Here is a 13,824-nt window from a genome sequence, read left to right as displayed (position 1 = left end):
AAAAGACGCTGATTGCTGGCCGCAGGCCGCTGGTCGCACCGTCGGAAACAAACCGTAAACGGCTTGAAAGAATAAAAGCAAAGCGATGGAAAGTGTTTCGCGCTCCGTTTTGTTAAAACCCGCAGCCTTTCTAAAAACCGTTGGCTGCCGGCTGCGAAACAAGGGGTTGCCGCGCTGTGCGGCAACCCCTTGTTCAATTATTCAAAAGAGGAATCTTTCCAGCAGGGAAGTCTGATGTACTTTGCTGCCAAGAACCTTCCCCGTTTCCGCGTCAAGAGCAAGACGATACGTCATTCCGTCCTTGACAGCCGACACGTTGTACACAAGAGGCTGCTGCCCATTCCTGCGCAGTCCCGGCACTCCAAAAGGTCCCTGAGGGACATTTCCCATAAGAGGAAGCGGTGCAGCTGGTGCCTGCAGTGCAGCATTCGGTACTTCAGCATTTTGTGCTGTACTTCCGTCTGCCGCAGGCGCTTGCTGCTGCGGTGCCGCTGCGTTCGGAGCCACTGCATTCGGAGCTGCGGCATTCGGAGCTGCGGCATTCGGTACAGGCTGGCCAGGCATCATACCCAGGCCCGCCATCCCAGGACCGCGGCCGGACTGGTTCCCTTGACCTGCCTTTCCAGGACCGCGGTTGAAGTCACGCTGCTGTGCACCCGGTCTGTTGTCTTTCCCGGGTCTGTCATTATCGCCGGAGCGGCGCTCTTTGCGATTCTCTCTCTTATCATCTTTCTTATCTTCTCTCTTGTCCTCCTTATCCCTGTCACGTTTCTCAAATCTTTTTCTATCCTTGCCGAAATCCTTTTGCTTATCACTGAGGCTGATCCGTTCAAAATTCAAAGTATCCGGATCGGCTCCCAGAAGATCAGCGACCTGTCTTTTTACTTCGTCCGTTGAAAGCACGCTGCGGTTCTGCTGAGCGGCAACCTTTTGCAGCATTTCCGTACGAGCTGTGTCTTCAGCGACGCGGCGCTGTGCTTTTACTTTCATGGCGCCCAGGCTGCCAACGCCGCCAACTACAGCAAGAAGTACTAAAATAGTTACACATTTTTTAATTCTTTTAGGAGTAATGACGCTTCGCGTCCATTGAACTGTTTTTCCAGCTGCTCCTTTAATTGTTTCCCATTTGTTCATCTCAGTCATATTGATGACCCCCTTATTTGCTTTGTTGGGGACATCATAAGTCACACAGATGAAGACTGGATGAAAAAACTTGGAATAAATTGTAAACGAAAAGAGTTATATTTAAACAAGTCTGAAGATATTACTGAAATTTATTAAGTTCTAAGTTAACTGTTAATTTAATCTATTATTCTTCGCATTGAAAAGCGGATGAACTCATTATTAAAATATTTTATTAAATTTTATCTTTTATCATTTTAAAATTTGATGTCTCAGTTTTTTCACATATCTACGCGTCTCAAATGATAATTTTTAGTATATAATAATGAAAAATCAGCTTTAAATAAGAAAGAGGGATAAAACAGATGGATGATAAAGATTTTGTACTATTAAAAACTCTGTATAAAGAGAAAAACATTACCCATACTGCAAAACGCCTGTTTATCTCTCAGCCCGCCATCAGTGACCGGCTGAAGCGTCTGGAGGCCGAATTCGGCTGTCAGCTCTTTATCCGGCAGCCCAGAGGGATTGTATTTACCCCACAGGGAGAAGTGCTGATGCGATTCATAGATCAAACCAATGATGGATACCGCAGAGTGAAGAATATGATTTCTTCCCCGGTCGGAGAAACCTTTGGTTCCCTTACAATTGCCTGCTCCGAATTTGTAACAAGATACGAACTGCCGCAGCTGCTGAGTGGTTTTACCAAAGAAAATCCCGGTGTCGAAGTCTCGGTAAGATCTGGTATCGGATCCACCTGCTATGGAGATTTTCTAAAGGGAAAATTTGATGTCTGCATCATTCACTCCGATTTCAATTGGGCTGAGGAAAAACGAAAAATATGGTCCTCGAATCTGTGTCTGTTCAGCAAGGATCCGATTTCCCTGGACAAACTGCCGCAGACTCCGTGTATCCACTGTATCAGCAATACGGCACTCAGGAGCCTTACGGATAACTGGGGGTATTCAAAATTCCGGGAAAAACCGAGAACCCGCATAGAGACGGCTTCCATGGATTCAGCAATTAAAATGGTGCAGCAGGGCCTTGGATTCTCCCTGCTGCCGGAAATATGTGCCAGGGAAGTACCTGACCTCTGTGTGACACCTATTCAATCAGTGAAAGGTGAGCCCGTACCGTACGACGCATGGATGTATTACCGCAGTCAATATCAGCTCAACAAAGGAATGCAGCTGTTTATTGAGTACGTAGATGAATATTTAAAGAAATAATTAAAAGACCTGTGAAAAAATGAATTTATTTTTTCACAGGTCCTTTTACGCAGGTCACAGGTTGCTGGCCACGTTCCTTACTTACTTCAAGTGCTCGTAAATCTGTTCCAGATTTTCCCGCATCCGCGTCAGATAATCTTTGCCATTTTCCGCTGTTTCAAGCGTATAGATAGGTACGGTTTCAGCACCGATTTCTCTGGCCAGCGTCAGGGATGTCTTCGGATTGACTCCACTTTCCGTAAAAATTGTCCGGATATGATGCGCTTTACAGTAATCCAGCAGCCGGACCAGTTGTTTAGCACTCGGTTCTCCCTCAGCAAAAACAGATTCTATGCTGTTCATCTTAAGATCAAAATCCCTGCAGAGGTATCCGAATGCCGCATGTCCCGTCACAAATTCCCTGCCGGGCAGCTGCGCCATCCGTTTTTTATATTCCTGATAAAGAGCTTCCAATTTGCGGCTATAGGCTTCCGCCTGCTGCCGGTAGATTTCTTTATGGACGGGATCAGCCTTGATGAGCGCAGAAGCAATGTTACTTACCTCAACCTGTGCCGCCTTGAGACTCAGCCAGGCATGGGGGTCATAGGCCCCATGCTCCTTAATTTCTTCCGCATCCACAAGCGGAATCGTGTGCACTCCCTGAGATGCTTCTACAACTACAAGTCCTGGATTGTCTGCAGCCTTTACCACATCCTGCGTCCATGGTTCCATGCCGAGGCCATGGACGACCAGCACCTTCGCCCGGTGGACCATTTTCATCTGATCCGAAGTGGGCTGGAATCCATGCGGCCCCGTCCCGTCCGGCACGAGTGTCTCGACCCGGATATATTCTCCGCCTACGGCCTGTGTCAACTCTTTCATGGCATTAAAACTCGTAACAACGACCATCCGGCCGTCATCATTCACTTTCTTTTCTTTTTCTGATGTACACCCTGCTGCCAGCAGCACAAACAAAATACATAAAAAAGCAGCCAATTTCTTCATATCTAAAGCCTCACCGTGAAACTTTCCGTATTGTTTTATTGCAAATTATTTGCAAGAGCAAGGCTATTCTAACACGAAGTCTTTTACTCGTCAACAAATGCAAGTGCCTTGCATTTCCGTTTAGCTTTGTCTATAATAGGAAAGCAACACGAAAGGAGCTTTTCATGATTTCTCTGAATCACATAGATTTTGCTTATGAAAACGGGCCTTACCTGCTCGAGGATCTGACCATGACCATTCATGACGGTGATTATGTCGCCGTTGTCGGTGAAAACGGCAGCGGCAAAAGCACGCTCATCAAAGTCATGCTCGGCCTCCTGAAACCAAAGCACGGTTCCATCAAATGCACCTTCCGCCGGACAGCTTATGTCCCCCAGCCGACTGACCTGATTAACCGCCAGTTTCCGATTACGGTGGACGAACTTCTCGATTTTCAGCGCCGCGTCCTTAAGGTCAAGGACAAAGATGCTGTCACGGCCGCTCTGGAAAAGGTCAATATGGTGCCATTCCGCCGTCATCTTGTTGGTGCTCTATCGGGTGGACAGTTCCAGCGCGTGCTGGTTGCCAAGGCGCTTATCGGGGAGCCGGATTTCATCATTCTGGATGAACCTTCGACGGGGATGGACCTGAAATCCCAGGATCAGCTCTACCCGCTGATTCATGACCTGCACGAAAAGCAAGGTGTCACCATTGTCACGGTCGAGCATAATCTTCGTTATGCCGCCCATAATGCTTCCACCTTTTTTCATATGGTAAATGGCCGCGGGCACTTCTGTACGCCGGAAGAATATATTGAAGAATATCTGCAGGAGAACGGAGGCCGTCACCATGTTTGAATATGCTTTCATGCGGAATGCCTTCGTCATTTCCCTGCTCATTTCCCTGCTTTGCCCGCTCATCGGCACCTTTTTGGTCCTGCGCCGCTATTCAATGATCGGCGACGCCCTGAGTCACGCTTCCCTGGCCGGTGTAGCTGCCGGATTCCTGTTCCAGACCAGTCCCATTGTCAGTGCCTTCTGCCTGACTTCCTGTTTTGGTCTCCTGATTGAAATCCTGAGAGAAAAGTTTCGCCGCTATGCTGAGCTGACCCTGGTCATCGTTATGTCGCTCTCTGTCGGCATCGCCATTACCCTCGTCAGTTCCGGCCTCGTAAAAGCCAATATCGATTCTTTCCTCTTTGGGAGTATCCTGACTGTCAGCCATGGTGAAGTCGTCACGGTAGCCATTTTAACGGCCGTGTCCGTAATTACAATTCGTGCGCTGTACCCGCAGCTTGTCATGCTCGCGTTTGACGAAGACGGTGCCCGCATTTCAGGTGTCCACCGCCGTGCAATTAACTATATTTTCGCTCTCCTGGTCGCCGCCACGATTTCCGTATCCATCCGTATCGTGGGCATTCTCGTAATGAGTTCGCTCATTGCACTGCCTGTAGCTACGGCGCTCCAGTTCCACCAGGGTTTCAACCGCACGCTGCTGCTTTCCGTAGTATTCAGCTTCATTGATATCATGGCCGGCCTCGTCATCTCCTACGAAGTAGGAGCGGCACCGGGCGGCATCACGGCTATTGCTTCCGTACTCGTTCTCCTCCTCGTCATCGCCGGTGAGGAGATCCGGCAAAGCCGTCAGGGAGGTGTTCGTTCATGACAGAAACGCTTACAGCCGATGCCATTATTCGCCAGTATAACCTGAAACTTACAACGCCCCGTAAACAAGTCCTGAATCTGCTGCTTTCCCGCCAGGAAATTCTGACGGCAGATGAAATCTATGAATCGCTTGTTTCAAAAGGTTCGACGCTTAATTTTTCCACAGTCTATCGTACCCTGGAAACTTTTACCGACCGTAAGATTACGGAAAAAGTCCGGATTCCCGGAACCCGTAAATCCGGATTTCTGCTTTTTACCATGAGTCATACCCATAACCTCATTTGTCTGGGCTGTCACAAAGTTATCCCGATTCACGGCTGCCCGCTCAAAACATTCAATGAGGAACTTGCGAAAAAGACCCATTTCGAAATTGTCGGCCACGATTTGACCGTCTTCGGCTACTGCGAACAATGCAAAGCCAAGAAAAAAACAAAGGAGTGATTTTTCATGGAACTAAAAGAACTGATTGATCTTTATGAAATCTGCCGGACCTACCGTCGTTTCAAACAGGAACCGCTGAGTAAGGATTTTCTGACGACCCTTGTCGATACGGCACGCAAGAGAACAAACGCCCGCAACGGCCAGCCCTGGCATTACTATATCGTAGAAAGCAAGGAGAATGTCAGCGCCATGCAGCCGCTGCTCCACTATGCAGCAGCCCTGCCTAAGGAAATCGGTACGCCGAAACCCGGTGAGCAGCCCGTTGCCTTCATTGTCATGACCCGTGAAAAAAATGCAAACCCATTCAGCCTTGCCGATGCCGGCATTGCTTTTGATACCATAGCCCTCCTTGCCATTTCCCAAGGGGTAGGTACCGTACTTCTGGGAGCTATAGACCGCGCAAAAATCCAAAAACTGCTGCAAGTACCCGAAGATCAGGAAGTCATTCTAACCATCGGGTTAGGTTATCCGGCTCACAAGAGCACTATGGTACCGGTCAAGGCAGACGGAAATCTCGATTATTACGTAGACGCCAACCGTGACTATTATGTGCCGAAAAAAGCATTGAAAGATGTAATGGAATATAGATAAGATTAATTCTTGAAGAACAAAGGGGCTGTCGCAAGTGACCGATTTTTAATCCCTGAAATAACTTGCTAAAGGCCCCAATTTGCCTTACTTTTTAGTTGAATATGTTTTGAGATGAAAAAAGGGCGCACGAAATTAAGCAACCCTAAGTTGCTTTTTTCGAGCGCTCTTTTTGTAGGTTCTTTTAGGCCTCTTTTTTCAGCGGATATAAGTGCAAATCCTCTTTGCCGTCTTGAACTTTGTGATGAACCTTCAGGACATTCCGTGCCATGGCACATATTCCCACTGTTACCAGGGCATTTCCTTTGCCTCGGGTTTCTAGTCTTCTGACGTTTAATGAATCCTTGAGATCCGCAAAGGCTCCTTCTGCCTGTATACTGCGGTTCATCCTCAGTTCCTTACCATATTCGGAAGTAATGTTCTTCAGGGATTCTGCCCTCAATGCAGCAAAATTCTTCGAGACCACTAATTTCTTGTTTCTTTTCTCCATGGGTGTCCTGCAATTGTTCCCATGGATGCACTGTTCCTTGTAGGGACAACCGCTGCAGTCCTTACATTCGTAATATGTTTTCTCTGACACATATCCTGACCGGTTCTTTACCTGGGTTACTTTGCTGACTTTCAGCAGTCTCCTACCTTTACAGATATACATGTCTTGATCAGGCAAATATGTCATGTTTTCTGCTTTGCCGATGTCGTTCTTATACTTTTTCCTCTTGCTTCTTTCATAATTGTTAGGCTTGATATATGAAGTATACTGATTCTTCTTCAGCCAGACCAAGTTCTCTTCGCTTTCATAGCCTGCATCGGCTACAATGTTTGCAAATTTCTGACCGAAGTGGGCTTCAAATCCTTCAAGAAAAGGAATGAGTGTCCGCATATCTGTGGGATGCGCACTCACATCTGCAAACAAGGTAAAACCGGAATTGTTTGCATATTGGACATTGTATCCCGGCTTTAAGGTGCCATTAAGCATGGCGTCTTCTTTCATCCTCATAAAGGTAGCATCCGGGTCTGTTTTGGCAAAGCTGTTCCGTTCCCCACAGATATGAAGCTGCTTCGTATACACCTTAAGGCGTTTGAGATAGTTAGCTAAAATCTCATAGTACTTCTGTAGGATGGTCTTTCTTTTCCCACATCCGTGAACAAACTCGATTCCCTCAGCCCGCTTTATGACAAGCAGTTTTTTTAGGAGCTTCTTTAAATGACGGATGTGGAAAGTGTTTCCGTAACAGACCTTGATCCCGAAACGTTCCTCGATTTCGGGAACCAGTTGCTCCAGTTTCTCTATGAGTTTGTTCTGGCTGCCTAAGATTCTGTTTTTCCAAACAAATTTGTATTTGTTTGCCACAGATTCAATTTTTGTCCCATCGATGAACAGGCTATCCAGCGTGATGAACCCGCGAGCCAGCAGCCATTTATCCATCTGAATCATGAGCTCCTTGATACATGGTTTTAGATGGAGGGAACAAAATCTTGCAATGGTTGCATTATCCGGAGCTTTTTTCCCATCTAAGAGGAACATGAAATGAGTGTCTCTTTTACAGGATTGCTCTATCTTACGCGAACCACGAATTCCTTCCATACATGCATAAATGACGATTTCCAGCAGCTGAATTGGTGACGTTAATTTATTCTCGACATGAGAATACGTGTCATACAATGCCTTTACATCCATCCCTTCTACCATGGCACGCACCAAGCGAACAGGATCGTCATTAGGGATTTGTACTTCAAAATTTAGAGGAAGAAAAAGTTGATAAGAACTGCCAATTTTTGTATAATCCTTTTGTGTAGGTTTGTTTTTTTGGTTCTTCACGGAAATTTGTGGACTAGAAGACATTTGACTATTGAAAAAGGACATTAACTCCTCCAAAATATAAGCGACGAAACCATACCTTGGGAGAAGAAAATGTCCTTTACTAATTACACTATTCAAAATAATGCAGAATGTCAAGATGTCTTTTACAATGTCTTCATGTCGGAAGACCCTTTTGATGACAGCCAGGAGATTGTTATTTGCAGTGAAAAGAAATATACCGACTTCTGTTGTCCTAAATGTGGTCAGAAAATGTATTCTTACGAGCCATTTTCCATCTACTTGAAAAGCTTCCCTGCGTATCCTGAGCATACCAGGATGATCCGCTTTGAAGGGCATCGCTTCCGTTGCTCCTGCTGCCATGCAACCATCACTGAGCCTATTCCCTTTAAATATCCCGGGACTCGCATTACCATGAGGGCTTCCCTTTGGATTGAGACGCTGCTTCGTAATGGAATCCCTGCCAATGCAATTGCCAAGATGTCAGGAATTCACTGGAGCACGATTCGTTATGTCCACAAACAGCTCATGGACGAATCTCTCGATAAATATGAAATGGAATTGGAGCTGACCTCTTACAAGCCCCGTTTTCTGGCCATCGATGAGTTTGCTATCCATAAGGGACACACTTATGCCACTTGCGTCATGGATTTAGCGACAGGTTATATTCTCTGGGTCGGCAGAGGTTGGGCGATAGCTGACAGAGGTCAAGGCAGTCGCCATGGATATGAACGCTTCCTACAACAAGCTGGTACAAGAACATCTGCCGCAAGCTAAGGTCGTGTATTATCGTTACCACATGCAGGCTCAATTCGGGAAGGAAGTATTAGGTGTAGTAAGACTTGATGAGGCCAGAATGCATAGGGATAAAGCCAGAAACATGCAAGAAGCATTAAAAGACGCAAGTGCTGAAGACAAGCCGGTTTTAAAAGAGCGGATATCCGAAGAAAAGAAGAACTACCGCACATTGAAGAAAGTCCGCTGGCCGTTACTCACCAATGAAGATAAGTTGAATCCTAAGAGCAAAGAAGCGTTGCAGGCCATCTTTGCAGAGCACGAGGAGCTGGCAATATGTTATTCCATGAAGGAAGAGATGATAGCCCTCTATGAATTAAGGGACTATGACAAGGCTCTTGCAGGATGGAAGCGCTGGTTTGAAGCAGCACTGGGCAGCGGGATTCCGGCCCTGGTTAGGTTTGCTAGGATTAAGCTGCCAAGGATAGACGGACTGGTGAACCATGCCCTGTACCCGATAAACACAGGGAAGCTTGAAGGCTTCAACAACAAGATAAAAGTGGCCAAAAGAAGAGCTTACGGATACAGAGATGATGAGTACTTTTTCACGTTAATTCGCTACCTCTCAATTCCAACCGTAAGAGGTATACTCCCGAAAAAAACGTGAAGAACCGTTTTTTTGCATATTTAAATTCTACACCAAGGCGCGGTCTCATTCAATGAGGCCGCGCCTTGCTTTTACCTTGTTTTTGATACAAAAGGGGCCGTCGCAAAATGCGACAGCCCCTTATTCACGCTTTCCGCAGCCCGCCCGTGGAAGAAAAATGGCCTTTCATTAAACCAAACCGTCAGGTTGGGTATCCCTTTGGAATCTCCTTCCACGCAGTCGGAAGGAGGAGGCCACGAAAGTGGCGGAAGATAGTACCAATTCAATGCTAAATGCCATAAGCAAAAGGCTAAAAGCACCTTTTTAAAATAAAACCTGAAATTTAGGTTATCTGCTAAATTTCAGGTTTTACATCATATTTATTTGAATCAAAACCTTCAACACACTGCTGCAGGCGAGGCTAAATGCCATAAGCCAAAAGCGCCTTTATTTTTTACTAGCTGCCCGCTGCATTTTATCTCAAGAATCCGCCAAAGCAGCTGCCAGCACTCCGGTGCTAACCACTCTCTCCACTAGCCACAATCCACTTTACTAGGCTATATGCCATAGACCAAAAGCGTATTTTAAATTTTTTACGATTTGTCTCTCGGACGATATTAATTACTTTACTACGTACTGACCGCCTTGTTCATCCCAGGCAATACGCATGACCTTAGCGGCTGAATCCAGGAACAGAACAGCTTCATTGCCGCGAATCTGCAGCGGACTGTTGAAGACTTCAACCGGATTAAACCCGGCTATCGGCAGAAGACGAACGTACCCCATGGCATCGCTGCCAATGACGGAAACATCTTCCAACATAGTGCGCCCTGCTCCCTTGGATCCGTAGGAAAGAACCAGCAAGTCCTCCTTGCCTTCCCGGAAATGGAGTTTATACATTAGATAATTCACGCCCCGCTGAAACGTACAGAGCTTGATATTTCCACCGTCCAGATAAGCGAGCGTCATCACGCGGCGGCCGCCGTCCTGCGCAACCAGAGAACCCGTAATCGGACGAGCTGTATCTTTATCAAATTTAACGGCAAGTGCCGGCTGCAGCGTGCCGGCCGCACTAAAGCCATACTTTTGGGCAAAAAACTGAGCCGCCTCCCCACCTGCGGAGTATCCGGCAAGACAAAGTGCCAGAAGTGCCGCAGCGGCCATTTGCTTTTTCATGGGCAAAGCCCTCCTTTACAAATCTCCAGCGAGTGAAATCCCTTGGTTTTAACCATGGGATGAAACTCGTCCACTAAAAACAAAATGATATTTTGCATGCTTGTAGATGTTTAATTGCTTTTATCTACTAACGTGTTATATTAATATCATGGAAAATAAATATTTCAGGACAAAAACAACAGTATCTTTCATCAACTATCATTTTGTATTCTGTCCCAAATACCGTCGCAAGATATTCTTGATTCCTCATGTCGAGGAGAGATTCAAGGAGCTGACACGGCAGATATGCGAGGAACTTAAAATTGAAATCCTTGCCATGGAATGCCATATCGACCATGTGTATTTGTTTTTAAGGTGCTGGCCGAAGCAGTCCCCTGCCGAAATTATGAGGAAGGTGAAAGGAGCTTCCTCCCATCGACTTCGAAATGAATTTCCTCAACTGAGTGGTATGTCGTCATTATGGACCAGGAGCTATTTTGTTTCGACGGCCGGCAATGTTAGCAGCGAAACGATTAAACGCTATATGGATACTCAAAAAACCAGGGGGTGAAAAGCAATGGTCAGGACATTCGGGTTCAAGCTGTTCCGTGCTAAGCGGAACAAAAAACTGCATCGGCAGATTGATGCTGCCGGAATAGCCTATAACCATTGCATCGCCCTGCATAAGAGATATTGGAAACTGTACCATAAGTCATTGAACCTCTATGCGCTCCAGAAGCATCTCACGAAGCTTAAGAAAATACCGCGTTTTGCTTATCTGAAAGAGATTGGCTCGCAAGCCTTGCAAGATGTTACTCAACGCATTGACAGGGGCTATAAGCTTTTCTGGGAAAACCTGAAGCGGGAGCGGAAGACGGCACCACCAGGATTCCGCAAGGTACGAAAGTATAAATCCTATACGCTCAAACAGGCTGGCTGGAAACTGGATCAGGAGCATGGTATTGTCTATATCGCAAAACAGAAATACCGCTATGCGAAAAGCCGCAACATCGAAGGCAAAATTAAGATATTGACTATCAAACGGGACAGCCTTGGTGATATCTATCTCTATTTCACCTGCGAATTGCCGGATATCGAAGTAGGAGCACGAACAGGTAAAAGCGTCGGCTTCGATTTCGGTTTCAATGGCAAAATGCTCATAGCTGAAAATCCGGAGGAAGATATCCGGGAACCAGGATTTTTCCGCAAAGCCAGGAACGAAATTGCCCGTGCCAATCGCAAGCTGTCCAGGAAACGTATGCAGTCAAACAATCGGTGCAGGGCTCGCCAGGAATTGGGTCGTCTGCATCGTAGGATTGCGAATCAGCGTAATGCTTTTCACTGGCAGTTGGCAAGAGAATTATGCTCCCGCTACGCAGTCATCTGTCTTGAGGACTTGAATATGAAGTTCATGCAGAAAGGCCACGGGAAAAAGGTTATGGACTACGGGTTTTCTGAGTTCGAGAATATCCTCGCTTATGTAGGCAGACAGGTTGGTACAAGAATCGTTAAAGTAGATCCATACTTCCCGTCTAGCCAACTCTGCTCGGAATGCAGCTATAAGAATCCTGAGATGAAAGATCTCCGTATTCGCGAATGGGTTTGCCCTGCTTGTGGTTCACATCATGACAGGGACAGGAATGCTGCCCGTAATATCCATCAGGAAGGCCTGCGAATACTTGAATCGGCCTGAAGTAAACAATACTGGGCGGGGCATCGTCCAGCTGCAGGAGTCCTCGTAAGACTATCGCAGGGTAGCAGAGGGCGTTAGTCACTCAGGAATCCTACGAATTTATTCGTGGGAGGATGTCAATTGTTCTTTTCATTATAAAAAACTTCCCGCAAAAGGGCAACAAGAGAAAACGGCTATTCTTTCCCTTTCTGATTATTCGCTTGCCGTGTTACTCCTCCAATGCTTTTTTCAGTGCTTCGACGCCGAGACGGATATCTTCCTGGGCAATGCCGGCAAACGACAGTAAAAATTCAGGATTTTCTTTCTTGCCGTTTCTTACCGGCATCACCATGACGCCTCCGTCAAGTGCCTTGCGGGCCAGTGTCTCGGCATCTCCCTGACAGTGCAGGGCAATATGGAGATGGAGACCTGATTCCAGCCGGACAATCCGTGCCTTATCCCCAAAAACAGCTTCCAAAGCTGCCTGCAGCAAAGCACTTTTTTCCAGATACCGCTTCCGTAATTTTTTTACGTGCCGCGCTAAATGCCCTTCTTCAATATAATGAGCGAGAGCCAGCTGTTCCATCGTCGACGAGGTCTGGTTGAAAAGATAAGAAACACGGCGATATGCAGGCAGCAATTTTTCCGGGAGTACCAGATAACTGATACGCAGGGAAGGCAGCAAAATCCGGGAAAAAGATCCTACATATAAAATCTGCTCCCGGTTGCCGAAACTATGCAGGGCCGGCACGGGGCGATGCAGGTACCGAAACTCTCCGTTGTAGTCATCCTCCAGCAGATATACTCGTTCGAGCTGTGTGGCCACAATCAGGTTGTTGCGTTCCAGCTTGGACAGGGAACGTCCTTTGTAAGGGTTTGTCGGACTGATCATCAGGACTTCCGGCCAGTGTCCCTGCGGTTCTCCGGGGTCAAACGTGACGGGTTCCCAGCCCATAAGGCGGGCCACTTCTTCAGCCTGGGGAAAGCCCGGTGCCTCAAAACCGATGCGCTTTTCCCGGACGGGCAGAAGCGGCAGGACAGGCATCAAAAGAGCCTGCAGACCGGCTCCCACGAGAATTTGGTCCTTGTGGCAGACGACGCCGCGGGCTTCATAACTGTAACGAGCCAGGACTTCCCGAAGTCTTTCTTCCCCCTGAGGATCACCATATCCGGCAATCGCTTCCGGCTCCCTGAGTACCTTATTCAGACAGCGATGCCAAATGGCTGCATCAAAGGCAGCTGCGTCAACGTAGCGGTTAGAAAAATTATAACGAATGGACCGCGATAGCGGAATCGCAGTGTCAGATACCTGCTGCTTCTCATCCTTATTAACAGGATGGTACTCAGCTACCTGATATCCCCTGCTTGGGAGGTTTTGAACATACCCTTCGTCAATCAAAAGCTCATAGGCATTTTCCACTGTAGTCCGGCTCATTTTGAGGTCACGCATTAAAGTGCGAATCGACGGCAGCAAATCACCTGCCGCAAAATGACCATCTGTAATTTCATTCCGGAAATAGCCTGCCAGCTGACGATAAAGCGGGCCCTTTTCCGGCAGTGGAAAAAAATTAAAAACAGTAGCCATACTGTGCCTCTTTTTTTATAAATAATATAGAAAAATTGTAGCACGGAAATGAAAAAAAGAAAAGAAAAATGAAGAGACGGATTGTTAGGCGAAAGCCTGCGATGGACAGTAAATTGCATTTGGCAGACAGCCTCAATAAAAAACAGAGTGAAACGGTTTTTCGTCGCTTCACTCTGTTCTTTAGTCTTTTAACCAGTTTACGATT

14 protein-coding genes are annotated in these 13,824 nt (G+C 46.8%); 9 read left to right on the top strand and 5 right to left on the bottom strand.

Annotated features, from left to right (window positions below):
- Positions 1–201 precede the first annotated feature (201 nt).
- Positions 202–1,143 (bottom strand): PepSY domain-containing protein, encoded by a 942-nt coding sequence (locus LKE33_03260; GenBank protein MCH3949943.1) that lies wholly within the window; start codon positions 1,141–1,143, stop codon positions 202–204.
- 344 nt (positions 1,144–1,487) lie between these two features.
- On the opposite strand from LKE33_03260, the gene LKE33_03255 reads away from it, so the two are divergent.
- Positions 1,488–2,351: a LysR family transcriptional regulator gene (locus LKE33_03255; GenBank protein ID MCH3949942.1), complete on the top strand. Its 864-nt coding sequence runs from the start codon at positions 1,488–1,490 to the stop codon at positions 2,349–2,351.
- 81 nt (positions 2,352–2,432) lie between these two features.
- Here the strand turns inward: LKE33_03255 and LKE33_03250 are convergent, their stop codons facing one another.
- A complete protein-coding gene (locus LKE33_03250; GenBank protein MCH3949941.1) occupies positions 2,433–3,335 on the bottom strand; it encodes a zinc ABC transporter substrate-binding protein in 903 nt (300 codons plus the stop codon).
- A gap of 164 nt (positions 3,336–3,499) precedes the next feature.
- Between LKE33_03250 and LKE33_03245 the strand changes: the two genes are divergently transcribed.
- From LKE33_03245 to LKE33_03230, 4 genes are read left to right on the top strand one after another with little or no spacing between them, the layout of a single operon-like run.
- Complete coding sequence (locus LKE33_03245) at positions 3,500–4,171, top strand: metal ABC transporter ATP-binding protein (GenBank protein MCH3949940.1); 672 nt, start codon at positions 3,500–3,502, stop codon at positions 4,169–4,171.
- On the top strand, positions 4,164–4,979 hold the full coding sequence (locus LKE33_03240; GenBank protein ID MCH3949939.1) for a metal ABC transporter permease: 816 nt from the start codon (positions 4,164–4,166) through the stop codon (positions 4,977–4,979). The genes LKE33_03245 and LKE33_03240 overlap by 8 nt, the downstream gene beginning before the upstream one ends.
- Positions 4,976–5,419, top strand: coding sequence for a transcriptional repressor (locus LKE33_03235; GenBank protein MCH3949938.1), 444 nt, complete (start codon positions 4,976–4,978; stop codon positions 5,417–5,419). The genes LKE33_03240 and LKE33_03235 overlap by 4 nt, the downstream gene beginning before the upstream one ends.
- Before the next feature lie 6 nt (positions 5,420–5,425).
- Positions 5,426–6,010 (top strand): nitroreductase family protein, encoded by a 585-nt coding sequence (locus tag LKE33_03230; GenBank protein ID MCH3949937.1) that lies wholly within the window; start codon positions 5,426–5,428, stop codon positions 6,008–6,010.
- Positions 6,011–6,191: 181 nt separating this feature from the next.
- Here the strand turns inward: LKE33_03230 and LKE33_03225 are convergent, their stop codons facing one another.
- A complete protein-coding gene (locus LKE33_03225) occupies positions 6,192–7,850 on the bottom strand; it encodes an IS1182 family transposase (protein ID MCH3949936.1) in 1,659 nt (552 codons plus the stop codon).
- A 69-nt stretch (positions 7,851–7,919) separates the two neighbouring features.
- Between LKE33_03225 and LKE33_03220 the strand changes: the two genes are divergently transcribed.
- Complete coding sequence (locus tag LKE33_03220; protein ID MCH3949935.1) at positions 7,920–8,603, top strand: hypothetical protein; 684 nt, start codon at positions 7,920–7,922, stop codon at positions 8,601–8,603.
- Positions 8,548–9,228, top strand: a complete 681-nt coding sequence (locus tag LKE33_03215) for a transposase (GenBank protein ID MCH3949934.1) — start codon at positions 8,548–8,550, stop codon at positions 9,226–9,228. Before LKE33_03220 ends, LKE33_03215 begins: the two co-directional genes overlap by 56 nt.
- Before the next feature lie 600 nt (positions 9,229–9,828).
- Here the strand turns inward: LKE33_03215 and LKE33_03210 are convergent.
- Complete coding sequence (locus LKE33_03210; GenBank protein ID MCH3949933.1) at positions 9,829–10,383, bottom strand: hypothetical protein; 555 nt, start codon at positions 10,381–10,383, stop codon at positions 9,829–9,831.
- 148 nt (positions 10,384–10,531) lie between these two features.
- Here LKE33_03210 and tnpA point away from each other — a divergent pair, with 148 nt between their 5' ends.
- A complete protein-coding gene (gene tnpA, locus LKE33_03205; GenBank protein ID MCH3949932.1) occupies positions 10,532–10,933 on the top strand; it encodes an IS200/IS605 family transposase in 402 nt (133 codons plus the stop codon).
- A 6-nt stretch (positions 10,934–10,939) separates the two neighbouring features.
- Positions 10,940–12,055 carry a transposase gene (locus LKE33_03200; GenBank protein MCH3949931.1) on the top strand — a complete coding sequence of 372 codons (1,116 nt, stop codon included), beginning with the start codon at positions 10,940–10,942 and terminating at the stop codon, positions 12,053–12,055.
- A 208-nt stretch (positions 12,056–12,263) separates the two neighbouring features.
- Here the strand turns inward: LKE33_03200 and LKE33_03195 are convergent, their stop codons facing one another.
- Entirely contained in the window at positions 12,264–13,619 is a 1,356-nt protein-coding gene (locus LKE33_03195) for a PLP-dependent aminotransferase family protein (protein MCH3949930.1), read from the bottom strand.
- Positions 13,620–13,824 lie beyond the last annotated feature (205 nt).

It is taken from the genome of Acidaminococcus sp. (genome assembly GCA_022482815.1).
Lineage (GTDB): Bacteria > Bacillota > Negativicutes > Acidaminococcales > Acidaminococcaceae > Acidaminococcus.
This window is presented reverse-complemented; position numbering and strand designations above follow the sequence as displayed.

Excerpts from the sequence above, each read along its gene's own strand:
- tnpA (MCH3949932.1), top strand. The coding sequence starts at position 10,532 with ATGGAAAATAAATATTTCAGGACAAAAACAACAGTATCTTTCATCAAC.
- LKE33_03210 (MCH3949933.1), bottom strand. The coding sequence starts at position 10,383 with ATGAAAAAGCAAATGGCCGCTGCGGCACTTCTGGCACTTTGTCTTGCC.
- LKE33_03245 (MCH3949940.1), top strand. The coding sequence starts at position 3,500 with ATGATTTCTCTGAATCACATAGATTTTGCTTATGAAAACGGGCCTTAC.
- LKE33_03200 (MCH3949931.1), top strand. The coding sequence starts at position 10,940 with ATGGTCAGGACATTCGGGTTCAAGCTGTTCCGTGCTAAGCGGAACAAA.
- LKE33_03215 (MCH3949934.1), top strand. The coding sequence starts at position 8,548 with ATGGATATGAACGCTTCCTACAACAAGCTGGTACAAGAACATCTGCCG.
- LKE33_03195 (MCH3949930.1), bottom strand. The coding sequence starts at position 13,619 with ATGGCTACTGTTTTTAATTTTTTTCCACTGCCGGAAAAGGGCCCGCTT.
- LKE33_03225 (MCH3949936.1), bottom strand. The coding sequence starts at position 7,850 with ATGTCTTCTAGTCCACAAATTTCCGTGAAGAACCAAAAAAACAAACCT.
- LKE33_03250 (MCH3949941.1), bottom strand. The coding sequence starts at position 3,335 with ATGAAGAAATTGGCTGCTTTTTTATGTATTTTGTTTGTGCTGCTGGCA.
- LKE33_03255 (MCH3949942.1), top strand. The coding sequence starts at position 1,488 with ATGGATGATAAAGATTTTGTACTATTAAAAACTCTGTATAAAGAGAAA.
- LKE33_03240 (MCH3949939.1), top strand. The coding sequence starts at position 4,164 with ATGTTTGAATATGCTTTCATGCGGAATGCCTTCGTCATTTCCCTGCTC.
- LKE33_03230 (MCH3949937.1), top strand. The coding sequence starts at position 5,426 with ATGGAACTAAAAGAACTGATTGATCTTTATGAAATCTGCCGGACCTAC.
- LKE33_03220 (MCH3949935.1), top strand. The coding sequence starts at position 7,920 with ATGTCCTTTACTAATTACACTATTCAAAATAATGCAGAATGTCAAGAT.
- LKE33_03235 (MCH3949938.1), top strand. The coding sequence starts at position 4,976 with ATGACAGAAACGCTTACAGCCGATGCCATTATTCGCCAGTATAACCTG.
- LKE33_03260 (MCH3949943.1), bottom strand. The coding sequence starts at position 1,143 with ATGACTGAGATGAACAAATGGGAAACAATTAAAGGAGCAGCTGGAAAA.